The organism is Kitasatospora sp. NPDC002227 (assembly GCF_040296285.1).
Taxonomy (GTDB): Bacteria; Actinomycetota; Actinomycetes; order Streptomycetales; family Streptomycetaceae; genus Kitasatospora.
Genome location: NZ_JBEOWY010000066.1, coordinates 18,309 through 41,219 on the forward strand (window position 1 = coordinate 18,309; position 22,911 = coordinate 41,219).

Below are 22,911 nucleotides of genomic sequence, written 5' to 3' on the forward strand. Positions count from 1 at the left end.
CGCACGCAATCAGGGAAGCCTCGATGAAGCTCGCCTACTTCCGCCCGGTCCCCGTCGGCGCCTGGCCGTTCGAGAAGATGGCACTGTGTTCCCGGGACCTGCCGGCCGAGGCCGCGCACTGGAGCCGCGGCCGCGCCCGGCAGGCCGGCCTGGCCTGCGGAGCGTGCGGGAAGGTCGACTTCCGCCGCGACCGCAAGGACGGCAACCCGGCCACCCTGCCCTTCGAGGTTCCCGGCCCGGACGGCGAGCTGCGCCTGGAGTGCGGCGGCTGCCGGCCCGAGTTCATCGACCCGGCCGCCGTGCCCGCGCCGCGGCCCGGCGCCGACGACCTCCTCGAGGCGGCCCGCACGATTCTGCACGGCTGCGGCTTCGACCTGAGCGAGGACGGCTTCACCATCCGGCCCCGCGAAGCACCGTGCGGCTGCGACAGCCCCTTCGACGGGCTGCAGCGCGCCGTGCTCGCCGCCCAGGGCGTCACCGTGCCCACCGGCGTCAGCGACGCCGAGATCCGCACCGTCAACGTCATCAACACCATCGCCGACCTGTACCGGCGCACCTCCTGCCCCGGCCCCTTGGTCGTCCACCATGACGGTGTCGCCGAGTGCCATCACCCCGGCTGTCCCGGCCTGCTCGCCACCGCCCACAGCATGGAAGCCACCGACCCCTGCTCCATGCACCCCGACCCCGAACGCGGCGTCATCTGCGCCCGCTGCTCGACGCAGCCGGTCCCCTCCGGCGGCAGGTGCGGACAACACCAGAGCCGCTGACCCAGTCGACGGCCCTCCGCCCACCCGGGTTTCCGTTGTTCCACGAACGGCCACGGCCAGGGGCGATAGCGTGACCACGCAGGCACCGACCGTGGCCATCACGGTTCGCCGGAAGGGGAGTTCGGATGAGCAAGCAGGCCCTCGCCTACGTCCAGGGGCTTCACATCGGCGATGAGACCACCCGGCAGGTGTTCCTACTGCTCGCCGAGCACACGCGGCAGACCTCCTGGACCGAGGACCCGCCGCTCGTGCTGGGACTGGAACTCCACGACCGCGACATCCCCACCCACGCGGCCCGGCTCGGCATCGCCCCGGAAGAGTTCCGCCGGCAGTTGCGCCTCCTCAAGGCGACCATCCCGATGGACGTCCTGGAGCACCGCGCCGAAGGCGTGTGGGAGATCGTCTACGGCCCGTCCTACACGAACCCGGCACCGCCGCAGCCCGCCCGGCGCGTCGCCGAACCCGGCGCACCGGCCGGCCCGCTGGAGGTCTTCTCCATGCCGGGCTGGGACCACTACAGCACCTGGGGCTGGGAGACAGGCCTGGGCCACCTGTACGCCCAGATCATCCACAACAACGACGACCCGGACGCCGAACCCCGGATCTGGATCACTCCGCCCCGGTACGTGCTGCGCACCGTTGACGAGCTCGCCGCCGCCATCGCCGAGGCCATCGCCCCCTACTACGGGAAGGTGCCTCCGCCGGCCGCGGTCATCAAGATGTGGCTCACCAAGTAGCCGGGGCTCGCAATCCTTCCCATCCGACCGGCCGTCCGGCGTCTGCGGAGCTGACCGCCCAGCTCTGGGACGTCAGTGCCCCGGGGCGACCGGGGCAACACCGGGTTCGTCCGGGTCGAGGCCGGTTGGCTCCACGTGCAGCACGATCGGGGTGCTGCCTCCCTGAATGGTCAGGGTCTTTCCGATGGGTGTGCCGTCGGCCCGGAAGGTGGTGCGGACCGTCTGGGTGACGATGACGTCCCCGGTGTAGCCGAGAGCTTCCAGCTCTGCCGGCGTGGCGAGACGGGAGGTGATCTCCGTCTCCTCCCGGGCGGCCTCTCCGTGTTGAGGCTGCTGGTGGTTGCGACTCGGTCGGCGAACGCTCTCCATGCCCCGGATCCTACGGCGTGATCACACCGAAGCGCCGAGGGTCACCGATGCACCGGTGCGGGGCGTCCCAGGTCTCCGGTCCGATCACGTCGCATGAACGGCGCGGGTCGGTGGCCCACGTGGTCTCGTAGACCGGGATCGCGAGACCCGAGGCGATCGGTCATGAGACTCGTGAAATTTGTCTTCCAACTCCATGTCCAACAGGGCGCGAGGCATCCATTTGACGAGTTGTACTGAATCTCACTAGATTTCGGCAACTGACAGATCATCACCTAGTGAGAGGACGGATCTGTGGCTGACACACCCCGGGTCCTGCGGATCAGCTTCGAGTTCCACGTGCGCCGCGATCTGAGCAGGAACATCCACGCCTCCCGGGTCCACCGGGCGCTGGACACCATCGCGGACCGAGTGGTGGGTCTGGCGGAGGGGTTGTTTCCGTGGGCGCACAAGGTCACGGTGCGCAAGGAGTGGCTCTACAACTGGATCGACGAGCCCGAGATCGTCGACCTTCCCGCCACTGAGGACAACACGCCGGACGCGCAGTAAGGGCGGCCGGGGCCACTGGTCGGGGGTTGAGGGGAGGAGATCCGTGGGCGAGCAGGACGGGGCGTCGGAGGTACTGTCCGGCGTCGAGAGCGAGGCAGTGCTGCGGCAGTTGGTTCTTCCGGGGGCGTTCGTTCGGGCGGTGCCGCAGGTGCAGCCGGTGGTGGTGTTCGTGGCCGGGCAGGCCGGCAGCGGCAAGACGCTGGTCGTGGACCTGGTGCACGCGGCGCTGGCGCGGCGTGGTGGTGCGGTGCGGGTGGACCGCGACGCCTACAAGGCCGTCCACCCCCGTTACCTGCGGTTCCTCGCCGAGGACGTGCGGACGGCCGGGGTCCGGGTGCGCACGGACACCTACGGCTGGCAGGCCCATCTGGAGGCGTGCCTGCGGCGGGAGCGGTTCGACGCGGTGGTGGAGGCCGCGCTGGGTCGCCCCGAGGAGTTCCTTGCCGAGATCGCCGAGTACCGGCAGGCGGGCTACCGCGTCGAGATCGTGGCCCTGGCCGTGCCCGAGGCGCTCAGCCAGCTCGGCGTCCTGGACCGCTACCTGAACCTGGCCGCCCAGGGCCGGGCCCGCTACGTGGCCTGGGACAACCACGACGCCTGCGCCGCAGCGCTGCCCGCCGCGCTCGACGCGGTGGAGGCCGGGCACCTCGCCGACAAGGTGTTCGTGGTGCGGCGCGGCACCACGGCCGCGTTGGAGAGCGTGTACGTCAACGAGCTCGACGCCGGCGGGCGCTGGGTCCGGCCGACACGCGCTGCCCAGGCCGTGGTCGCCGAGCGGAAGCGCCCGTGGGACGCGGCGGAGACCGGCCGGTTCCGCCGGCAGTTGGCCGCGTGTGAGCGGCGTGTGCACGACCTGCGGCTCCCCGAGGACTGGGCGCTGGCCGTGGGCCGGGACGCCGAACGCGCCGCGGCGCTGGCCGAACCGGTACGCCGCACCGCCCAGGCGTTGCAGCGGGCGCCCGGGGTCGACTACCACCGCCTGTCGGCAGACGAGCACGAGTTCGTCTTCGAGGCGATGGTCGTGCCGACCATGCTGAACTCGGTCGTCAGCCAGGAGCGCCCGGTCGTGGTCTACGTCGCCGGCCAGCCCGGCGCGGGCAAGACCCGGGCCGCCCACCTGGTCCACCGCAGCGTGAACCGGCCGGTGCACCTGTCCGGCGACGACTTCAAGGTCCTGCACCCGGACTACCTGCAGTTGCTGCGCACCGATCCGCGCCGGGCCTCGGAGCCGATCCGCGCCGACTACCGCGCATGGCAGGCCCGGGCCGAGGCCTGGGTGCGCGAGCGCCGCGGGAACCTCGTCATCGAGACCACCCCCGCCGACCCCGCGAGGTTCGCCGCCGAGGCACTGAAGTTCCGGCGGGCCGGCTACCGGGTGGAGCTGCTGGTCCTGGCCGTGCGCGCGGCCGACTCCCGTCAGGGCACCGCCCACCGCTACGCCCGGCTCAGCGCGCTCGGCGTGCCCGCCCGGTTCACCACCACGGCCGGCCACGACGCGCACTACCGGGTGCTGCCCGACGTCGTCGCGGCGGCCGAGGAACTGGCAGCGGTCGACCAGGTCACCGTGATGCGGCGCGACACCAGCGCCCTCTACAGCAGCCGGCCCACCGGCGGCGGGCGCAGGCCGGGGAACGGGGCGGCGGCCCTGGCCCTGCTCGCGGAGCAGGCGCGCCCCTACACCGAGGAGGAAGCCGCCAGGTTCTGGGCCGTCCAGCGGGAGCTGCACACGGCGATGCCGCAGTACCGCGACGACCTGGTCGCCATCGGCGCGCTGGCCCTCCCGCTCATGCCCTCTTCCCTGCAACCGCGCCCGCTGGACGCCCCCGCGGCTCGGGCCGCGCTGCCCGTCCCCGTCCGGTGAAGGCGCCCCTGCGGTGCGGGCCGGAGCCGGCGACCGGGAGGCCCGCCTAGTCTTCGTCGGCCCCCAGGGCCTTCAACCGCTCGGTGTACAGCTCGGTGATCCGGGCGATCTCCCCGGGCCCGGCGTCGCTGAGCCGCTCCCGGTCCTCGCCGCATGCCTGCTGCTGCTCGGCCAGCTCCGCCAGGCGCTGCTGGTCACCGGCGCGCCGGGCGGTCATCATCTGGCGGCCGTACCAGGAGATGACGGCGCCGATGGCCGCCCGGGCGGCCTCGATGGAAGCGCCACCGTCCCCGGACGACGAGGGCGATGCGGACGGGGGAGTGTGCACGGCGAACCACCTCGGGCTTCGAACGGTCTCGGCCGAGACGCCGCCGGCCGGCTCGGACGGGCTGGCCAGTGGCCGGTTCCCGGCCCCTTTCCCGCCTGATCCTGCCCCCTGACCTGGTCCATCACCTAAATTGGCCTCAGATGACATGTCCTGGGGGGATACCGTGGCCGACCTTCGCGCGCTGTTCAGCTCCAACGACCCGGTCGACAGCGCCGAGGCGTTCACCAACCGGCAGCACCAGTGGTCCCTGGTCGCCACCGCCCTCGAGGAGCACCTGCGCACCATCGCCGCCCCCGGCTTCGACGTGGAGGACCTCGAGAAGCCGCGCACCCACGTGATCGCCTTCCACGGCGTCGGCGGCATCGGCAAGACCACCCTGCTGCGCAAGCTCGAAGCCTCCCTCGCCGCCGCCGACCAGCGGCCCCAGCAGTGGGGCACCGGGATCGGCGCGGGCGAGCGGCTGCTGCCGGTACGCATCGACCTCTCCCGCTCGGCCTCGACCGGCTCCGACTTCGAGCGGGTCGTCCTGACGATCCGCCTCGCTCTGGCCGGAGCAGTCGGCCGGCCGCTGCCCAGCTTCGACCTGGCACTGCGCCGCTACTGGGACTCCCAGCACCCCGGCGAGCCGCTGGAGGAGTACATCCGGCGCACCGGACTGATGGGCAAGGTCGGGGAACTGCTGCCAGGCCAGCTCGGCGCGGCGGTCGGCGAGATCGCGAGCTCGCTGCAGCTGCCCGGCCTGGTCGGCTCGGCGGCCGGGCAGGTCGCGACCGCGCTCGTCACGGCGCTGCGTGAGCGCCGCGAGCGGGCCCGGGCGCTGGCCGGCGCCGCCCGCACCGCGGCCCTGCTGGAAGCCGACGCGGACCTGGAGGCGCTGTCCTTCTACCCGCACCTGCTGGCCTGGGAGATCAGCCGACTGCCCGCCAAGCACACGGTCGTGCCGGTCGTCCTGCTGGACACCTTCGAGGACACGGAGGACCGGCACCGCGACCTGGAGCGGCTGCTGCAGCGCATGGTCTGGCTGATGCCGAACTGCTTCTTCGTCATCGCCGGCCGCAACCGCCTCGCGTGGGGCGAGACCACGCTGCAGGGACAGCTCGACTACACCGGCCCCACGGCCTGGCCCGGCCTGGCACCGAAGAGGCAGCAGCCGGCCCACGCCGCGGGCGGCCAGCGCCAGCACCTGCTCGGCGACTTCTCCACGAGCGACTGCGACCACTACCTCGCGAGCCGCCTCACCCACGACGGCGCCCCGCTCATCCCCGCCGACGTGCGCGCCGTCATCACCGCCCGCTCCCACGGCCTGCCCCTGCACCTGGACCTGGCCGTCGCCCGCTTCCTGGAGATCCGCCGCACCGGCCGCACCCCCGAACCCGGCGACTTCGACCACACCTTCCCCGCCCTGATCGCCCGCACCCTGTCCGACCTCACCGAGGACGAGCGCCACGTCCTGCGCAGCGCCTCCCTGCTGGACGCCTTCGACCTCGACCTGGCCACCCAGGCCGCCGGCCTGGCCCACCAGGCCGCCGCCCGGCGCCTCGTGGAGCGGCCGATGGTCAGCGAAGACCCGTACGCGATCTGGCCCTACCACCTGCACGGCGCCATCCGCGCCGCACTGCAAACCGACGACACCCAGGCGGCGGACCGGTGGACCCCTGCCGACTGGCACCAGGCCGCCCAGCGGGCCCTGGCCGCGCTCGGCGGGCAGTGGCGCACCCACGCCACCGCGGCCGGCCGGGCCTGGCTCGTCGCATGCCTGCGCCAAGGCCTGCGGCTGGCCCGCGACCACCACCTGGACGACCTCGCGTGGCTGATCGACGCCGCCTTCGCCTACATCGACGACTCCGTGTGGGAACCCATCGCCCCACCCGCCCCCGCAGACGGTGACGGCCCTGCCGCCGACACGCCCGCCGACGCCCTGGCCGAACTGCTGACCGCCATCAGCCGCCGCCAGCACGAACACCGCGACCGGACCGCCCGCCGCCTGACCGCCGTCCTCGACACCGGCCTGCTCTCCGACGAACTCGCGCAGCTCGCCCGCTACTACCGGGCCAAGGCCGACAAGGACCTCGGCCGCACCGCCGCCTCCCTCGAGGGCATGCAACTGGTCGCCGCCGCCGGCGGCCGCCTCGCCGGGCAGGCACAGCGCGGCATCGCCAACCTCGCCCGCATCGCCGGCGACTTCCCCGCCGCGCTGGCAGCCGCCTCCACCCTGACGTGGAAGAGCCGCCGCCACCGCGTCCGCGGCGACATCCTCTGGCCGCAGGGCGACTTCACCGCGGCCGCGCAGGCCCTGCGCGACGGGCGGGCCGAGGCCGAACAGCACGACGCACCCGGCGAGCGGGCCATCGCGCAGACCCGCCTGGCCCTGGTCACCGCGTTCACCGACCCCGACCGGGCCGACGCTGAGATCGACCTCGCCCGCCAGTACCTGGAGCCTCTCGACCAGCGCGCCACCGTCCTGCACCTCCAGGTGGCCGGCCTGGTCCGCGACGCCGGAGGCGACGACCGCGACATCGCCGACCGCACCGCCGTCCTGCGAGCCCAGATCGACGTCGCCGGCCTGCCCTGGCTCATCCCGCTGCTGGAGACCGCGCTCGCCTTCCACCACGCCGTCCGCGACGACCAGGACGGCCTGACCGCCGCCATCGCCCGCCTGCGCGACGCCACCGCCAGCAGCGACTTCGCCTACTACCTGGACATCGCCCACTTCATGGGCGGCCGACCACTGCCCGCACCGTCCAGCACCCGATGGCTCGACGGCGAAGAGACGGTCCGCACCAGGTGGCGAACCCTGGTCACGACCCGCCAGGCCCATCTCGCGCAGCAGTAGAAGAGGCCGGCCCCGGGAAGAGACGAGCCTCCACCCGCGGTCGGCCTGCTCGGGCTCAGTCCGCCCGCAGAATCCGGGAGACGTAGATCCGCGGCGGATCCTGCGCCTCGTTCACCGCGTACTCGACCAGCCCGAGATCCCGGCGCAGCGGCGCCGAGTGCATGCCCGGCCGGCCGGGCACCGGCATGCTCAGGTGCGGAAAGGGGTTTTCGCGCAGGTCGACCAGGAACGCCACGACCGCGGAGAAGACGTCGGCCGGCGTGCCCGGGTCGCCGAGAAACTCCTCGACGACCGGGGAGAGGGTGATCGGGTCGTGCTCGTCGTCCGGGAAGTCGCCGTGGTCGCTCACAGGGCCCCAAGACGGCGCAGGACCGCGGACGCGGAGGTGCCGGGGGCGGTGCCGGCCTGGACGGCGGCGTGGATCCGGTCGCCCTCCGGGTCGCGGTACAGCTCCGCCCGCAGCCACCACCGCTTCAGGACGCCGCCGATCGTCTCGACGTCGGCCTCCCCCATCTCCCGGTAGAACTCCATCCGCTGCGCCGGCGGCAGCGCCGCGGCGACGCCGTCCTGGGTGCGCGGGACGGGTTGGCTGCCGTCGTGGTGGCCGTGCAGGGGCGCTGCGCTCACCATGTCCTCCGGAAGTCTCGAGCGGGCGGGACCGGTACCAGTGTCCTCCGCCGACAGGGCCCGACGGTACCCGGGGCATCACCCCGCGAGTCCGACACGGCTACCGCCCGGGAAAGACGCCGGACGGCGGACGAAGTGCCGTCGACCACAGCCAGCCGGGACCTCGAGAACGGAAGCACCCCAGGTCCCGGCTGCGGGGGTTGGGCCGGTCAGATCTGCCGGTCCCGGTCGGAGAAGGTCAGGCCGCCGGCCGCGAGCGGACGCCGGGCCGGCACGGGCGCCGCCGCGGTCTCGCTGGGCGGCTGGCGGAAGTCGGCGCCCTGCTCAACCGGCAGCAGTCGGCGCCCGCCGGACTGAGCTGGCACGGGAGCGTCGGTGGCGGAATTCGGAGAAGCGCAGGGAAAGCCTGCGGCGGTCAGTCATGATCACCAGTCTCGCAGCCCTGACGAGCCCGGTAGGCCAAACCGCTAGCACCGGTGATAGCAGTCTGGCCCTGGCCACCAGGGCCAGACCGCCCCGTTGTTTCAGATCTCCAGAACAAAGCGGTTAAGCTCCTGCTACCGCCCCTCCCGCTCCGAGGCAGACCGGCCGCATCCGATTTGCGCTTCGACCTGCGGAAACAGCACTGAGGCCCGCCGAAGCGGGCCTCAGAGTGCGGGCTGCGCCCATGCCAGGCGGTGCGGGTGCAGAACGTTTCAGAGACGCAGAACGTCGCGGTTAACGCTGCGCTACCGGTCAGGCGGGCAGGCTCTCCGTCTGCCGGCTGTAGCGCCGGCGCCGGACCTCGCGCAGTGAGTCGGGGTCGGACACCACGATCTCCGGAACGACCGCCAGACGGTCCGCCATCTTGCCGCCGGTGAGGACGGGGTGGAGCTGGTAGAGCGCGTCGTCGATCTGCCAGGCAAGCTTCGCGCGGTCCAGGGCGCCGACGGCCTTGTTCACCGAGGGGTGGGACAGGGCCAGCAGCTCTCCCATGTCCCGCTGGCTCAGGTTCACGGTGCCGAAGTCGGGGTCGAACCGAGCGAGGAACAGGTGCAGGAGCCGGTGAGCGCTGGCGGTCAGGTCGACCAGCGAGAGCACCTCCAGCGCCTCCCGGCTGAGGACAACCGGGGCCGACGGAAGCGGGGCGATGTACGCCATGGTGCTGGTCCTTCCTGATCTCGGGGCTGCCGTAGCCGGCTGCCCGGGTGCGGACTGGGCTCAGACAGCGGCGGAGCGCTTGGGCTGGGCCTTCCGGCCGGACGCGCGCTTCATCGGCACCACGTTCTCCCCCACGGCGGCCTGCTTCACCTTCTTCGCCTCGTCCTTGGCAGCGGCGCGGATCTCGCGCCACTCCGCAGGGTGGTCGGGGCCCGGCAGCAGGAAGGTGTCGCCGACGGCGTCCAGCCACTCCTGCTGCACCCTCTCATGATCCCCCGAACCGATGGCGACCGTCAGGAAGGGGTTCAGTTGGAGCAGGCCCCGCCCGGCCGGGCGGACCCAGGGCAGGGAGGAGAAGTACTGCATCGCCTCGGAGACCGTGGCAGGCGAGAGGCCGGTGCGGGACTGGAGATCGCGCTGGGTGGTGCGGACGTAGCCGGGGGTGTTGGGGCGTTTCGGGGTGCCCGAGCCCATCCGCTGGAGGGAGAGCACCTTGCACCAGGTCTGGAACCAGCCGCCCGGGGCGCGCAGGCTGCCGAGCACTTCCAGCATGATCCGCGCGTCGGTGACGTAGCCGAGGACCGGGTCGCCGAGCGAGTCGTAACCGGACTCGAACTCACGGGACTTGACCGTCTGCACGCGGACGATCACGTTGCCCTTGCGGTCGAGCTCGGTGATCACACGCTGACCCTTGGCGGGGAGCAGGCGGTCGGTCATCGCGGCACCCATCTCTGATCATGAACGGAACGATCAAGACGGTAGCACAGACTTAACCACGCTGTTTCAGATTTCCAGAACGACACGGTCAAGTGGGCGCTACCGGGTGACTGCCGCCGCACGAGGGTCCAGCCCGGGGCCAGCGGGGAAGGTTTGTTTCAGAGACGCCTAACACCAGCGATTCCTTGTGTTTCAGATCTCTGAAACGTTCCTCGCTGAATAAGCGCAGGTCAGAGGCAGTTTTTGGGGATCTGCTTCTCATCAGTGACAGGAACCCGCCGTCGTAACGCGCGCAACACGAGGTGCCGAGCACCCCGCGCTGCTGCTGCTGGCGACTGGGCCCTCCGGCGGGCGGGCGGTCCGTGCCGCTGCCGCCGCCCGGGCTGGGCACCGAGGTCGGCCTGCTGGCTGGGGCTAGCCGGGCTCACTGCGCCAGTCATGGAAGTCCGGCTGCCGCCGGACCCGGGCCTTGACGGCCCTTTCCATGCCTACGAGTTCGGCAGCTGGTGTCCGTGCTCTGCCGCTGCTGGTGCTGCCGCTCAGTGGCGAGTGCGGGCACGGGTGGTTCCAGGCAGCGCTTCCAGGTGGTGATGGTGGGCAACAAGGTGTTCGTCAGGTGGGTGGTGACGTCGGCAACCAGTCGGTGACGGGCAGGTCGGGTACTCGGTGCGGGCCGGATCGGTAGGTGGCACCGCCCAGCACGGGCACCCGCCACTGCTTCAAGGGGGCGGGGGCCAGGTCGGGCCGTCCACGGCCCGGCCGGTGAGGCGACGGGCCGACGGCGGGGCCGGCCACGGCCCTGCTGGCGGACTGGCGGCTCAGGCCCTCGACCGGGGGATGGTCCAGCGCATCCAAGGCGCTGGCCACGGGTGCGGGGGCGGAGCACGCCGCGCCCAGCCACCCAGGCCGCCGCGGTCCGCATCAGCCCGCAGTTGCCGCCCGGTCCCGGCCTGGGCGGCAGGGCAGGTGGCCGACGTTCCCGCGAGTGGGGGAGAGCGAGGGGGAGGGCCGGGACTGCCGCCCGGCCCTCCGACGTGCCGATGGCCGGACACCTCAGCTGAGGGGCCCGGCCATCACGGTGCGTGCGGACTACCGGCGCAGCCTCGCCGGGTCGAGGTCGAGGAGGAACGGGTCGGTGAGCGCGGTGGTCTCGCCGACCTGGACGAGGCGGTCGACGTAGAGGCCGCGCTCGAGGTGCCCGAGGTAGAGGCGGGGGGCGGGTTCGAGTTCGAGGCGCCAGTAGTGCGGGATCCCGGCCGCGGCATACAGGCTGGGCTTCATCTTCTTGTCGGCGACGCGGGTGGACGGCGAGGCGATCTCGATGGCCACGACGATGTCGTGCGCGCTCAGGGTGGTGCCTGCCTCGGCGGCGGCCGCCGCGTCGGCGACGACCAGGTCCGGGATCAGCAACCCGTCGGGCACGACCACGTTGACGGCCTCCAGCACCTCGAACGGGGCTTCGGCGTTGTCGATGGCCAGGCTCAGGAGCATGGCGAAGCGGAGGCTGGCGCGCTGGTGCGGGACACCGGGACTCGGGCTCATCAGCAGCGCTCCCCCGACCAGCTCGATCCGGTTGCGGGGGTCTTCGGGCAGGGCCAGGACGTCTTCGACGGTCCACGGCCCGCTGTGCTCGGTGACTGCAACGCTCACAGGTCCCTTCCTTTCACCCGGCACCTGCCCTCATTGTCCTCGGTGGGGACCTCCGGCGGTACCGGCTACGGCTTCGTACGGCGGACCGGCCCGGTGGGCCGGTCACGATCAGGTGTTACGCGGCACCGGAGAGGGTGGCCGGCTGGACGCGGTTGGTGCGCAGCGGGACGGCGTGGCCTCGGGCGACGGCGAGGGCGGCATGGTGGCGGGCGAGGGCATCGCGGGCCCGGGCAGTTCGGGCCAGGGCCTGCTCGTCCTCGACGCAGGGGCAGTGGGCGCTCTCGGGTTCGCGCAGGCGGTTGTAGTGCCGGCGCAAGATCTCCTCCTTCGCGGCAGCCTGTTCGTCGAGCGCGGCCTGACGGGCCTGGGCCTGGTCGCGCATCTGCTGGCGGAGCTGCTGGTAGACGGCGTTGTCGGCGAGCGGGGGCGCGCTCGGAGTGGTCGCCGGGGCGGCGTGCTGCCGGGCCGGGGCCGGTTCGACGTCGTGAGCCGGAGTGGGTACGGCGGCCGCGCCGACGCGGATGTCGATGGCGCGGACGGTGTCGGGGCGGGCGGCGTTGAGTTTGGCGAGGAGCTGGCGCTGCTCCAGGCGCAGTTTGGTGGCCCAGGCCGGGGAGTCGCAGGCGATGCGCAGGGTGCGGGTGTCGGCGTTGAAGCCAGCCGGGGCCCAGTGGGTGGCTTCCTCTGCGCCGACGAGCTGGGCCCAGTTGTTGCGCATGGCGCCCTGGGCGGTGCCGAGCGCCCAGCCCTGGGCGGCGGCCATGGCGGGCACGACGGCGGCGAGGGTGGAGGGGTCGCGGGCGTCCCGGCCGGCGCGGGCGATCTGCTGGCGGGTCGGGACGGTCTTCTTGAGGGGGGCGTTGCCGTTGCGGCGGGCGGTGCGGCGGGCGGCACGCAGTGCGGTGCGGGCCAGGTCGGCGCCGCCGGGCTCCTGGGTGGTGCTGGTCATGCGGTGAACCTCCTGACGGGAATGCGGGCGCGCTCGGCGGCGTCGGCGATCTGCGTGTCCAGGACCCGGTGGTCGATGAAGGCGAGGACCAGGCCGGCGTCCTTGATGAGCCGGGCGGCCAGGTCCTCGTCGGTGAGCGGCGGGTGGCTGTGATCAGGGCCCACGCCCAGATCGAGGCAGCCGCACAGGCCGTCGCAGCGGACCGGTTCGGTGGGCTGGTCGTTGGTCTCGGCCCAGCGGCGGGCCAGATCGCCGACCTCGCCGGCGGCCTCGACGTGGCGCACGGCCAGCAGATGGAGCGGGCCGCGGTCCTGGACCAGGTCGTGCCAGGTCTCCAGCAGCACGTCCTCGACCAGCTGCTCGTCGGCCCAGCCGGCCGGGCCGGTGACGACGACGCTGGTCGAGGCGAGGACCAGGCGCAGCGCGGTGACCTGGGGAGCGCCGGTGAAGCGGTTGAGCTTGGCGAGCAGGGACGTGGTGAGCAGCTTGGTCTGGAGCAGGTAGGCCCTGGTGTCGCACAGCACAAGCAGCTCGCCGGTCTGCGGGTCGTAGACCGGCACGGTGTGGGCGGCCAGGGCGGGGGTGGCGGCCAGGGTCCACCAGGGGAAGGCCCGCCACGGCGCGATGCGGGAGTCGTCGGTCATCGGGTCACTCCGAGCTGGACGTTGGGACTGGCGGCGAGGTGGGCGTACCGGGCGACCAGGTCGACACCGAAGCGCTCGAGGGCCTGGTCGCCGGCGGCTTCCATCTGGGCGAGTGCGGCCGCGGGCAGGTAGGCGGCTTCGAGGAGGTCCTGCCTGGTCGCGGGCGCGGTGGTGGCGGCCGCGCCGAACAGGTCCGTCATGAACTCCAGCTCGCCGGTCAGCTCCTGGACCGCGGCCACGGAGGTGTCCTCGACCCGGACGGCGGCCCGCTCGGCCACCGCCTGGTCGTGCCGCTCCTGCTCGACGTCCTGACGCAGGGCGTGCGCGATCAGCGAGTGCGGCCGCTCCGGGCGCCACAGCATCCCGGCGCACCCGTACTGGCCTGCGATCTCGCCCAGCCAGGCCACCGCGCGCTGCTCGTCCCAGCCCCGTGCCACGACGTCGTTGAGGACCCACCGCAGCTGGTCGTGGCTCGCCTGCCGGACCCACGGCAACCGCCGGTACGCGACGCGGGCGAGCCGGTCGCCGGCCGCCATCATCGCCGCCGTGACGACCTGCCCGAGCACCGTCCGACGCCGCTCCCCGGCCTGCCGCGCAGCGCGCTTCTTCCTGGTGCTGGACGTCGTCTCACGGGCCTCGCCCGTAGTTTTTGAATCACGCACGGAGGGAGAGCTCAGGCAGTCAGTGGTACCACCCTCCATTGGGGTGCAACGCGGGGTGCTGACGGACTGTCGGGCACGGCTGTGACGAGCGGTACGACGGGGACGACGCAGCTTCCGGGCGGCCTTCCTCCCAAGCTCCGCGATCACGGCCCGGCCCTGCTCCGAGATGCCGGTCATCCGCCGCTCCAGGCCCTCGCCCGCGGTCCGGATGCCGAGCGCCTGGTCGTAGGAGAGCGGGATCAGCCGCTCGTACTCGCTGGCGCGGCAGTCCACCCGGACCTGACCGGGCATCATCGGCAGCCTGGTGCCGACCGAGCGCCAGGCCAGCAGGCCCGTCGCCCGCAGGATCTCCAGGTGGTACTGCACCGTCCGGCGGCTGCACTGCATCGCGCGCATCAGGAACGCGATGCTCGGCCGGCACGGCGTCAGCTCCGACAGGATCCGCGCCAGCCGCAGCGTCGTCTCGCTGAACTTCGGCCGCCGCGATGGCGGGACGTAGAGGCCGGCGCCGTGTACCCAGTGCACCGCCTGCATCCAGGAGTAGCCGTCAAGCACGATCCGTCCCGCCGTACCCGATACCAGGTGCTGCTGCTCCGGCACCCACGCGGCCTTCTTCGCCGGGACCACGAGAGCAGCGTCGGCCACCTCCTGGCGCTGGCCAGGAACGGCCACGACGGCTGGAACGGTGTTGTTCGGACCCGATCGTGTGACGCTCGAAGCGTCGCCCGGAAGAGTGATGTGCGTCACATTGTCGACAGCGTGCGCGGCGAGTTCGACAACCGGTCCCTCAACCGGTCCCTGGACGAATGCCAAGGCAGCACGGGGGGAGGAGAGATCTCCCCCCTCCCTCCCGCCATCCTCCGAGCTCAAACCGGGGATACCACCTGCCGCCACGGGGACACGGCGGGACTGGAAAGGGGTCCTGACCTGCTGCAAAATGACAACGCTCCCTACAGGCACATGGGGACACCACGGCGCCCCCTCGGGGACGCCAGCAAGAAGCGCCCCCTGCGGGTGTGAAAGAAGCCCCCTCCGGGGGGTTCCGAACTGCCTCCGCTCGCTCGTTCGTTCGTTCGCGCGGGTCGTGGTGGTGCGGGTGCAGCCGAGGCCCCTGGAAAGGCCCCGACTGCGAATGGCTCCTTGTCGGAGCTGGTACTTCGCCCGGTTGGAAGCCGGGGTGGTGCTGGTCCTGGCTAGGGACCACCGATTTGGATTGGCCTCCTGGCGGAGGCCGGTAGGACCGCTGGTGACCGGGTGGAAAGTCCGATCCCCAGCAACCCGCTCAACGGTTGGAAAGCCCGAGAGCGGGGCGGAGCAGGAAGGCCGCTGATCCGGGTGGAAAGTCCGGAGAGCGGCGGCGGAGCTAGACCCTTGCCGGGGTCAGGCACCGCAGACGAGGGCTAGGTCACGGGACACCCCCACCTTGGGGGCCGCCGTGACCGGCCATACACACGACGACGGCACCCCGCCGGAGCGAGACCCGGGAACTCCCGGTCGACTCCACGGCGGGGTGCCGCGCGTATGAGGGGGTGCCACTGCGGGTACCCTGCATCACGTCACCACCCCTTACGTGGCTGACCGGGACGGGCCCCTGGCAGGGGGCGCCGATCCACTTGAACGCCGTCCGGTCCTTCGGGTCCGGGCGGCGAAGTGCATTTTGGATCACTGTCGGGGCAAGCGTACCCCTGTGGACAACGCGGAGAGTAGGCGCAAGATCTCCGTGTCGATCTGACGTCCCAACGATCGGACGGTCCGACAAATCCCTTGTCACTCGGACCTCCGCAGCAGGTCCAGGGCGGTCTCCATCGACAGGTCGTCGAGGTCCTTCGTATCCGTCCAACGCTGGAGCGTGCTGGCCACCGCGCGCAGCACCTCGTCCGGCAGCCCTGCTGCGCGCAGCGTGTCGGCGGCCTCCTCCATCTCCGGAGCCCACCGCCACGCTCGAGCTGCCGTCTTGGCGATGTAGTCGGTCTCGACCAGGTAGCTGCCGATCCGCTTGCCGGCCACGTCCAGCAGCGCCTGGTCGACGCCGTGGTGGCGCGCCAGGCCATAGGAAAGCGCGGCGAGCACCCGGCTGGCCTTCTGGTAGGCCGTGTAGGACACCTTCAGCGCGGAGGCCTGACCGATCTCCTCGCCCAGAACCGGCGTAGACACCGGAGTGCCCGAGAACAAGGGCGTCACCAGCGCGGTGGCGGTGGACGGGCCGGAGAGGAACAGTCGCGTGTGCTTTCCGCCGACCGGCGGGGAGCCGATCACCGAGCCGTCCACTACTGCCCGGGCGCTGCGGCCCACCAGGTCGGCGATGCGCTGCACCCGGTCCGGGCTGATCGCGTTGCCTTCCACGTAGACCCCGGTGAACCGGTACCCGGCGACCTCTCGGGCGACGTCCTCGGCCGCGGCCGGCGGACACAGGCTCAGCACGATCTGGGCCCGCTGGAACAGCTCGCCCAGTTCGGTCACCGGCTCCAGCCCGGCCTGCTCAGCGCGTCGCACGGTCGCGGCGCTTCGTCCGGCCGGGCACCACAGCACCCTGGTCCCGGCCGACACCGCACAGGCCGCGACGGCCGCACCCATGCTTCCCGGGTGCAGCACGCCGAGAACCCGCTGATCCTGCGTCACCGGCCACCGCCACGAAGAAGAGCGAACGCCTCCACGGGGGTGGGTGCGATGTGGTCCGGTTCCATGCCGCCGGTCCAGGGGCGACCGTGCGAGATCCACACGGTGCGTAGCCCGGCGTTCCGGCCGCCGACGACGTCCAGGTCGGGGTTGTCGCCGATCATCCACCCGCCTTGGGAGAGGTCCCGGCCGACGCTGGCGGCTGCGGCCTCGAAGATCTGGCGGTCCGGCTTCCGGGTACCGACCTCCTCGGAGATGCACACGGCGTCGACCACGTCGGTGATTCCTGACGCCGTCAGCTTGGAGCGCTGGATCTGAGTGCCGCCGTTGGTGACGACGACGACCTGGTGGCCGGCCTCTCGAACGGCGGTCAGTGCCTCGATCGTGCCGGGGAAGGGCTTCACCGACGCGGCGAGCTCGTGCTCGTACCGCGCCCAGAGTGTGCCTGCCGACTGCGGGAGGCCGAGCTCGGCGCACAAGGCCTCGGCCAGGCTCACGTCCGCTCGGATCCGCATGGCCTCGAGCATCCGCTGTTCGACCGCGGGATCCAGGCCGTGTTCCGTGCAGTACCTGGCCACCCAGGCCGTCACTGCGGAGAGCCGGTCGATCAGCGTGTCGTCGAAGTCGACCAGCACCAGGTCACCGCGCGGCGCGGTGAGCGCCTGGTGGATCTGCGCGGCGGCGGCCTCGGGCCCAACCTCATCGGTGCGGATGGTCAGGTCGAAGTGGAAGTTCGGGTTGGTGTCGAGGTCGGCCTGGGTCGCGTCCCACGCGGCCAGCCGCGCCGGAGTGTCCACGTCGCCGCGACCGGTCGATCGCGTCTCGGTCACCTTCCGCGGGCACCACAGCAGGATGGTCAGCCACTGTGCCGGGTAGCCGTCGAGCACGGCCCGCACCCCGTCGACCTGGCCCAGGTGCATCACGGGCACCCCGGCTGCGAACGCTGCGTCCAGGCCGGGGCGGTCCGTCACGTACGTGCTGTCGTACCGCGAGTTCTCGTACACGACCGCGCCCGCCGCTCGCAGTTCCTCCAGCTGCTCCGGCGTGCCCATGCGGTAGCCGGCGGACCGGCCAGGCCCCACCTTCACCCGCGAGAACAGCGAGAACATCGGGTCGAGAGCGGCCAAGGCCCGGGTGACGGTGTCCTTCCCGGCCGCCGGCGGGCCGTAGAGGATCACGCCGCGCACGGCGGGGGCCACGTTCATGCGTAGACCTCCCGGATCGCCTGGCGGGCCTGGTCGGCGAGGGAGATTGCCGTGCCGAGCCGGTTGTCGACAACCAGGTGCGGCACCGCCGGACGCAGGTCGACGTCGATCGTCTGCAGGTACTCGTCCCACCGCTGCAGCTTCCAGGCATCCCGGGCCGCCGAGCGGAAGGTGATGTACTCGCGCATCGACTCCGGATCGCACCGGACCCAGATCGGCGCGACATCGACACCGAGCGAGGCGCAGCGGTTCGTAAGGCGGCGCATCCAGTCCGGGTTGGTCATCTCCGAGATGAACGGCGCGGACAGCACGGTGGAGATCCGGCAGTTGATGTTGGCCCAGGCGGCCTGCATCAGGCAGTCGTACTCGACGTTCCGCACCCGCTCGCGGTACAGATCGGTGTGCCGGTCGTTCGGATCGCCGCCGAGGGCCACCAGCAGCTGCTCCACCAAGGGCCGGGTCAACGGGTCCTTATCCAGCAGGGGCCAGCCGGTCAGCTGGGTTAGAAACCGGGCGAACTCCGTCTTCCCGCTGCCGGCGTACCCGCCGACCAGGACCACGACCGGACGGTGCGGGTCGCCACCGGTGTGCCTCCGCTTCCAGGCGTCCAGGATCCGCTGCTGCACGCCCATGTGGTCGGCCTCGTCGCCGCCCGGTGCAATCCGGTGGATCGCCCGCTCGACAGCCAGCACGTGGGTGCCGTTGTGGTCGTCGCTCGCAGGGGTGAGACGGAACGTGGTCTCCTCGCCCGGCAGCGCCGCGCGAAATCCGAGTTCCGGATCCGTCGCCCGGTACAGCAGGCAGTAGGCCCGCCGGTAGTGCGGCCCGGGGTAGACCTCACCCTGCTCGTGCTGCCACAGCGTCTGCGGATTCGCGGCCGGGATGCCCTTGAGCTTCGCCTCCTCGGCGACCTGGCGCAGCTTCTCCCCCGCCTTCTCCAACGTCAGCCCATGTGCCTCCCGCTGCGCACGCAGCAGGTCGGGCCGCCACCCCGCACGTTCCTTCGCCATCCCCCCACCCTCCAGTGTCACCATGCCCGGCAGCCTAGGGCTGACCAGCCAAAACCCATGTGTATGCAGATGTGAATACGTGTGTACGACGTCGTTGATGTAGCTGATGACGTCGGTGTGATTCTGTGTCAGCTCCGTTCCCGGTGTGATTGCCCTCACCAGGTCGAAGAGGGGGGCGATAGAAAGTGGTAGGTAGTCCGCAAGGCAACGGAGTCCTACTCAAGGGCATCAGCCCGGTCGGTGAGCTTCTCGACCAGTCCATGGCGGTCGTTTCGATCCGCAGGGCGTTGACCGAGCCATCCGGCGACGCCAGCGCCTCCGACTCCTCCACCTGCAACGGTCCGGACATGTTGGAAGCCTTGGCGGGTCCAGTACGTCTGAAGGCGCTCATTGGTGCTCCACACGTTGATTCGGACCCAGCGGCCGCCAGCCTGCGCGGTGCGGTCGCTGGCCCAGTCCACCAGGCGACTGCCGAGGCCTTGACCCGCGTAAGCGCGACTCACGATCAGCTTGTGAAGGTGCATGGACGGTTCGCGCAGTTCGGCTTCTGTCCAGAGGTCGGGCTCGGGTTCGCTGTCGAGCGTGATCGTGCCAGCGGTGCGGGGCCCGTCCTTCAGGAGAAAGACGTTGCCGGCCTTGATGCTCGCCAGGATGTGGTCCTCGGGGAAGGCGTTGCTCCACTGGTCGATCCCGAGGTTGCTGAGCCAGCCTGCTGCCTCCTGCCGGTACTGGAGGAGCAGCGGCAGATCGGTCGGCGTTGCGCGGGTGATGATCAATGAAGGTCGCCTCCGGTGGCGTGGGCTCGGAGGTCGCCCAGGTCGTAGGTGATGTGGTTCAGGTCGCCGCGGAACGTGGTGCGCGTGCAACGCACGGGCTTGTCCGTGCTGAAGCCGGTACGGATCCAGATCAGCACCGGAACGCCGGGACCGATCTGGAGCTCGCGTGCTTCCTCCGGAGTCGGCATCCGGGTCATCAGCTCGTCGTGGTAGCCGACTTGCTCGAGACCCCGGTCGGCCAGGTATCTCGTGCTGCCCTCTTCGATGTCGTCGGGCTCGGCAAGGCGTGGGTGGGCGTCGATCAGCCACTTCGGGTAGTAGGTGGCCTGGGTCGACCAGGGCGTGTCGTCAACGAACCGGTGGCAGAACCGGAGGACTCCCTGTTCGCCTGGTGCGACCTTGAGGCGCTCGGCGATGTCCTGCGGGACCTTCACCATCTCGACTCGGAACTCCTGGTGGGGCTGCCGTCCGGCGTGCAGCACCTCGTTGTCGTACGAGTCGCCGTCCTCCCGCTGGGAGAACTGCAGATTTTCGAACTTCGATGCGTTGAGGACGAAGATCTCGTGGGACCTGACCTGGTAGGCGCGGCCCTGCGAGGAGTTGACCAAGCCCTCCGAGACCAGCAGCTGCAAGCCCTGTCGAACCGTGTTGCGGGAGGCGTCGAAGCGCTCGCGCAACTCCCGCTCGGAGGGAAGGTCGTCGCCGGGGCCGAAGACTCCGTCGGCGATCTCCGCCCGAAGGGCGTCGGCGACCTGGCGATACAGCGGTTTGCTCATGGGCCCATCTTGCCCTACTGAACCAGCCTGTTGGTACATGTTGGGCTTACCCCCTTGACTTGTAGCTCCCTGTGGGTGCACGATCACTATACAACTTGTCCCAACAAGCGGGGCAAGGGGTCAAGGTGGTGTTTGTTGGTCACCTTGCACTGTTCCTTGAAAACCCCATAGCTCGACCTGACCGGGCCCAACGGCGCGGGGGTGACGAACCACGAGGTCCCCCGGCGCCGGGCTACGGCAGCCCCTACCGCAGCGATTGAGCTGCCCGCTCTCCACGGCCCCTTCGGCCGTGAAGGGCGGAGAACTCAACCGCCCCCGACGCCTCCAAGACCAGGGAGACCCAGTGCGTCACAACGGCCGGCCTGTCCTGAAGGCCTCGCAGTTCAACCCGTCCGACATCACGCTCCACCTCGGCGAACCCGTGACCGTGGTCTGCCCCGACTGCCGCACCTGGCGCCGGCTCACCCGCTCGATGATCCCGGCGCACCGCTCCACCGACCTCGGCCGCAGCCTGCGCGACGACGAGGGCAAGCAGTTCATGCGGGACACCCGCTGCCCCGGCAGCGGACAGCGCATCCAGATCGACCTCACCGTCGCGAAGGAGGCGCAGCGCTTGAAGGACGCCAGCACCGACGCCGCCAGCCGCCGTGCCACCAAGGTGCTGATCGGCAAGGTGCTCCCGCCGGTCCAGCCGGCTACCACCCAGATGCAGGCGGCGGGCGCCCGATTCCGCCTTGCCCTTCAGGACCACCAGGCCCGCGGATGCCGCGCCTGCAGCTCCGGCCGCCCCTGCGACGCCGCCTACCAGCTGCGCCGCCAGGCCCGCCTCGCCGCGGCCGGCGCCGCGGAGCTGACTCCGGCCCAGAAGAAGCACTGGAACGAGAACCGCTCGACCGCGTCGGCGCCTGCCCGCCGCGCCGCCTGACCGCACCAGATGGGCCAGGCCCGGCCATGAACTGAATCGACATCACCAGCCAGCTGCGGCGGCCCGGAACTCTCCGGGCCGCCGCTTTGCATCCCAGGAGGCACTTCGTGCGCTACGGCATCGTTCCCCGCGTCCTGCTCCACCTGCTCACCTCGCCCGTCGCCCCGGCGGACTCCAACCCGGCCGGCTCTAACGACCAGAGGCGAACGCCGACTGAGGACCGCCTGGTCGCCGCGAGTTCCCCGCTGCGAGGCGGCCCGCGCTACCGATTCCGCCGCCCGCTGTTCTACGCCTCCGGCGCCGCGGCCCCCGTCCACGCCTGATCTGCGCGTTCTCCTGCGACGCTGCCCGTCGCCTCCGCCCCGACAGCCCGGGCGGGGACGGCGGGGGGACGGCAGGAGCTGCTCCCACCAACAGCGACGGCCCCGGGAAGGCGATCCCGGGGCCGTCATCGTCGCGCCTATTAGAGAGGCAACGACTGTGCTGCACACCATGATTGCACGCCCCGAGCTGAACCCGGCCGCGGGGGACAGCGACCCGGACATGGACGAGGCGCTGCGCCGGGTCCGCCAGGGCGGGGGTCGGCGATGACCACCACCGTCTTCGGTACCGGCACCGCGCCCGGCCTGACCGCGCAGGACCCGGTGCTGCCCGCGTCCCGGCCGGGCCTGTTCCTGCGCCAGCGCCTCGGTGGGATCACCGCCCACCTGACGGCCGACCAGGAGACCGTGCAGAGCGTGCGGGCCCTGGCCCTGACCGTCCTGGTCGCCCACGGCGTCGACCTGGAGACCGCCGAGTCCGCGCAGCTGGTCCTGTCCGAGCTGATCGGCAACGCGGTGCGGGCCTGCGGCGAGCACGTCCCGCTGGTCGTGGAGGTCCACCGCGCCGACCACGACGCGGTCGTCACCGTCCACGACCCGCTGTTCGGCGTCGGCCCGCGCCGCACCGGCACCGCGCCGGACAGCGACGAGGCGGAGTCCGGCCGCGGCCTGGTCCTCCTCGACGTCCTCGCCCCCGGCTGGACCGTTCGCCCGTCCGCGATCGGCAAGCGCATCCGCTGCCGCATCCCGGCCGCCGGCTGACGGACCGCCCCGCTCCCCCGCGCCGCTGCGCCCCGGACACCCGTCCGCAGGGCGCAGCGGCGCTCCGCGAACTTCCCGGCCGGAGGCCACCTCATGAAGCACCGCGCCCGTACCTCTTCCCCCGCCCGCCGCGCCTACTACGAGGCCGCCAGCTACCGGCGGTGGGTCGCCCGCCAGATCGGCCCGCGCCGCGTCGGCGGCTTCTACCGCAGCGTCTACTCCGACACCGTCTACGAGGTCCTGGCGATCGACCCGGGCCCGCGCAAGGACTGGCCGACCTGGCGGATCACGGTCCGCACGCTCGGCGAGAGCAACGGCCGCTGGCACTGCACCGCCTGGGACGAGCGCGACCAGGTCGTCGCCGAGCCCGGTGAGCAGGCCCTGCGGTTCTGGGCCGAGCACACCCTCGCGCAGCCGGCCGTCGGCGGCGCGCTCCTCGAGCAGCGCCACGTCCTGGACGAGGCCGCCCACCCCGGCACGGTCGCCGCGCTCCACGAGCTCGCCCGCACCGCCCGGTTCCCCCAGAACGCCTGAGCACACCGACCGCACAGAAGAAGAGGAGAGACCGTCATGGACTGGCGCCACCGCGCGGTGTGCTGCCTGTTGACCGAACTAACTACGTCGTTTTCGCAGGTCAGTGACCTTATGAGGGCTCCTCCGTTAGCCCGTTCGTGAACTCATCTGAAGCGCT

25 protein-coding genes are annotated in these 22,911 nt (G+C 71.6%); 9 read left to right on the top strand and 16 right to left on the bottom strand.

The window, feature by feature from the left end; genetic code table 11:
* Nucleotides 1-23: 23 nt before the first annotated feature.
* Both ABT095_RS35140 and ABT095_RS35145 read left to right on the top strand, forming a co-directional pair.
* The gene (locus tag ABT095_RS35140; RefSeq protein WP_350533652.1) at nt 24-767 is read left to right on the top strand and encodes a hypothetical protein; all 744 of its coding nucleotides are present in this window, start codon (nt 24-26) and stop codon (nt 765-767) included.
* A 125-nt stretch (nt 768-892) separates the two neighbouring features.
* Nucleotides 893-1,504, top strand: coding sequence for a hypothetical protein (locus ABT095_RS35145; RefSeq protein WP_350533653.1), 612 nt, complete (start codon nt 893-895; stop codon nt 1,502-1,504).
* Between the two features lie 72 nt (nt 1,505-1,576).
* Here ABT095_RS35145 and ABT095_RS35150 read toward each other — a convergent pair whose 3' ends face one another.
* A complete protein-coding gene (locus ABT095_RS35150) occupies nt 1,577-1,873 on the bottom strand; it encodes a hypothetical protein (RefSeq protein WP_350533654.1) in 297 nt (98 codons plus the stop codon).
* Between the two features lie 291 nt (nt 1,874-2,164).
* On the opposite strand from ABT095_RS35150, the gene ABT095_RS35155 reads away from it, so the two are divergent.
* Entirely contained in the window at nt 2,165-2,419 is a 255-nt protein-coding gene (locus tag ABT095_RS35155) for a hypothetical protein (RefSeq protein WP_350533655.1), read from the top strand.
* 43 nt (nt 2,420-2,462) lie between these two features.
* Nucleotides 2,463-4,280, top strand: coding sequence for a zeta toxin family protein (locus ABT095_RS35160; protein ID WP_350533656.1), 1,818 nt, complete (start codon nt 2,463-2,465; stop codon nt 4,278-4,280).
* Nucleotides 4,281-4,326: 46 nt separating this feature from the next.
* Here ABT095_RS35160 and ABT095_RS35165 read toward each other — a convergent pair whose 3' ends face one another.
* The gene (locus ABT095_RS35165) at nt 4,327-4,608 is read right to left on the bottom strand and encodes a hypothetical protein (protein WP_350533657.1); all 282 of its coding nucleotides are present in this window, start codon (nt 4,606-4,608) and stop codon (nt 4,327-4,329) included.
* Nucleotides 4,609-4,771: 163 nt separating this feature from the next.
* On the opposite strand from ABT095_RS35165, the gene ABT095_RS35170 reads away from it, so the two are divergent.
* Complete coding sequence (locus ABT095_RS35170) at nt 4,772-7,441, top strand: ATP/GTP-binding protein (protein ID WP_350533658.1); 2,670 nt, start codon at nt 4,772-4,774, stop codon at nt 7,439-7,441.
* A 55-nt stretch (nt 7,442-7,496) separates the two neighbouring features.
* Here ABT095_RS35170 and ABT095_RS35175 read toward each other — a convergent pair whose 3' ends face one another.
* From ABT095_RS35175 to ABT095_RS35240, 14 genes are all read right to left on the bottom strand, one after another.
* Nucleotides 7,497-7,790: a hypothetical protein gene (locus tag ABT095_RS35175; protein WP_350533659.1), complete on the bottom strand. Its 294-nt coding sequence runs from the start codon at nt 7,788-7,790 to the stop codon at nt 7,497-7,499.
* Nucleotides 7,787-8,068, bottom strand: coding sequence for a hypothetical protein (locus tag ABT095_RS35180; protein WP_350533660.1), 282 nt, complete (start codon nt 8,066-8,068; stop codon nt 7,787-7,789). The genes ABT095_RS35175 and ABT095_RS35180 overlap by 4 nt, the downstream gene beginning before the upstream one ends.
* A gap of 209 nt (nt 8,069-8,277) precedes the next feature.
* Nucleotides 8,278-8,433 carry a hypothetical protein gene (locus ABT095_RS35185; RefSeq protein WP_350533661.1) on the bottom strand — a complete coding sequence of 52 codons (156 nt, stop codon included), beginning with the start codon at nt 8,431-8,433 and terminating at the stop codon, nt 8,278-8,280.
* 370 nt (nt 8,434-8,803) lie between these two features.
* Nucleotides 8,804-9,208 carry a helix-turn-helix domain-containing protein gene (locus ABT095_RS35190; protein ID WP_350533662.1) on the bottom strand — a complete coding sequence of 135 codons (405 nt, stop codon included), beginning with the start codon at nt 9,206-9,208 and terminating at the stop codon, nt 8,804-8,806.
* A gap of 60 nt (nt 9,209-9,268) precedes the next feature.
* Nucleotides 9,269-9,925, bottom strand: a complete 657-nt coding sequence (locus ABT095_RS35195) for a hypothetical protein (RefSeq protein ID WP_350533663.1) — start codon at nt 9,923-9,925, stop codon at nt 9,269-9,271.
* Nucleotides 9,926-11,014: 1,089 nt separating this feature from the next.
* A complete protein-coding gene (locus ABT095_RS35200; protein WP_350533664.1) occupies nt 11,015-11,575 on the bottom strand; it encodes a Uma2 family endonuclease in 561 nt (186 codons plus the stop codon).
* A 115-nt stretch (nt 11,576-11,690) separates the two neighbouring features.
* Nucleotides 11,691-12,524, bottom strand: coding sequence for a DciA family protein (locus ABT095_RS35205; RefSeq protein ID WP_350533665.1), 834 nt, complete (start codon nt 12,522-12,524; stop codon nt 11,691-11,693).
* On the bottom strand, nt 12,521-13,168 hold the full coding sequence (locus ABT095_RS35210) for a hypothetical protein (RefSeq protein WP_350533666.1): 648 nt from the start codon (nt 13,166-13,168) through the stop codon (nt 12,521-12,523). The genes ABT095_RS35205 and ABT095_RS35210 overlap by 4 nt, the downstream gene beginning before the upstream one ends.
* Complete coding sequence (locus ABT095_RS35215) at nt 13,165-14,502, bottom strand: hypothetical protein (RefSeq protein WP_350533667.1); 1,338 nt, start codon at nt 14,500-14,502, stop codon at nt 13,165-13,167. Before ABT095_RS35215 ends, ABT095_RS35210 begins: the two co-directional genes overlap by 4 nt.
* A 1,095-nt stretch (nt 14,503-15,597) precedes the next feature.
* A complete protein-coding gene (locus ABT095_RS35220; RefSeq protein ID WP_350533677.1) occupies nt 15,598-16,404 on the bottom strand; it encodes an NAD(P)-dependent oxidoreductase in 807 nt (268 codons plus the stop codon).
* Nucleotides 16,405-16,445: 41 nt separating this feature from the next.
* Entirely contained in the window at nt 16,446-17,651 is a 1,206-nt protein-coding gene (locus ABT095_RS35225) for an HAD family hydrolase (RefSeq protein ID WP_350533668.1), read from the bottom strand.
* Nucleotides 17,648-18,661, bottom strand: a complete 1,014-nt coding sequence (locus ABT095_RS35230) for a P-loop nucleotide/nucleoside kinase family protein (protein WP_350533669.1) — start codon at nt 18,659-18,661, stop codon at nt 17,648-17,650. The genes ABT095_RS35225 and ABT095_RS35230 overlap by 4 nt, the downstream gene beginning before the upstream one ends.
* A gap of 215 nt (nt 18,662-18,876) precedes the next feature.
* Nucleotides 18,877-19,437 carry a GNAT family N-acetyltransferase gene (locus tag ABT095_RS35235; protein ID WP_350533670.1) on the bottom strand — a complete coding sequence of 187 codons (561 nt, stop codon included), beginning with the start codon at nt 19,435-19,437 and terminating at the stop codon, nt 18,877-18,879.
* Entirely contained in the window at nt 19,434-20,213 is a 780-nt protein-coding gene (locus ABT095_RS35240; protein ID WP_350533671.1) for a GntR family transcriptional regulator, read from the bottom strand. Before ABT095_RS35240 ends, ABT095_RS35235 begins: the two co-directional genes overlap by 4 nt.
* A 343-nt stretch (nt 20,214-20,556) precedes the next feature.
* On the opposite strand from ABT095_RS35240, the gene ABT095_RS35245 reads away from it, so the two are divergent.
* The 4 genes from ABT095_RS35245 (at nt 20,557) to ABT095_RS35260 (ending at nt 22,754) form a co-directional block, all read left to right on the top strand.
* On the top strand, nt 20,557-21,138 hold the full coding sequence (locus ABT095_RS35245) for a hypothetical protein (RefSeq protein WP_350533672.1): 582 nt from the start codon (nt 20,557-20,559) through the stop codon (nt 21,136-21,138).
* 107 nt (nt 21,139-21,245) lie between these two features.
* Nucleotides 21,246-21,461: a hypothetical protein gene (locus ABT095_RS35250; RefSeq protein ID WP_350533673.1), complete on the top strand. Its 216-nt coding sequence runs from the start codon at nt 21,246-21,248 to the stop codon at nt 21,459-21,461.
* Between the two features lie 264 nt (nt 21,462-21,725).
* On the top strand, nt 21,726-22,220 hold the full coding sequence (locus ABT095_RS35255) for an ATP-binding protein (RefSeq protein WP_350533674.1): 495 nt from the start codon (nt 21,726-21,728) through the stop codon (nt 22,218-22,220).
* 93 nt (nt 22,221-22,313) lie between these two features.
* Nucleotides 22,314-22,754, top strand: coding sequence for a hypothetical protein (locus ABT095_RS35260; RefSeq protein WP_350533675.1), 441 nt, complete (start codon nt 22,314-22,316; stop codon nt 22,752-22,754).
* Nucleotides 22,755-22,911 lie beyond the last annotated feature (157 nt).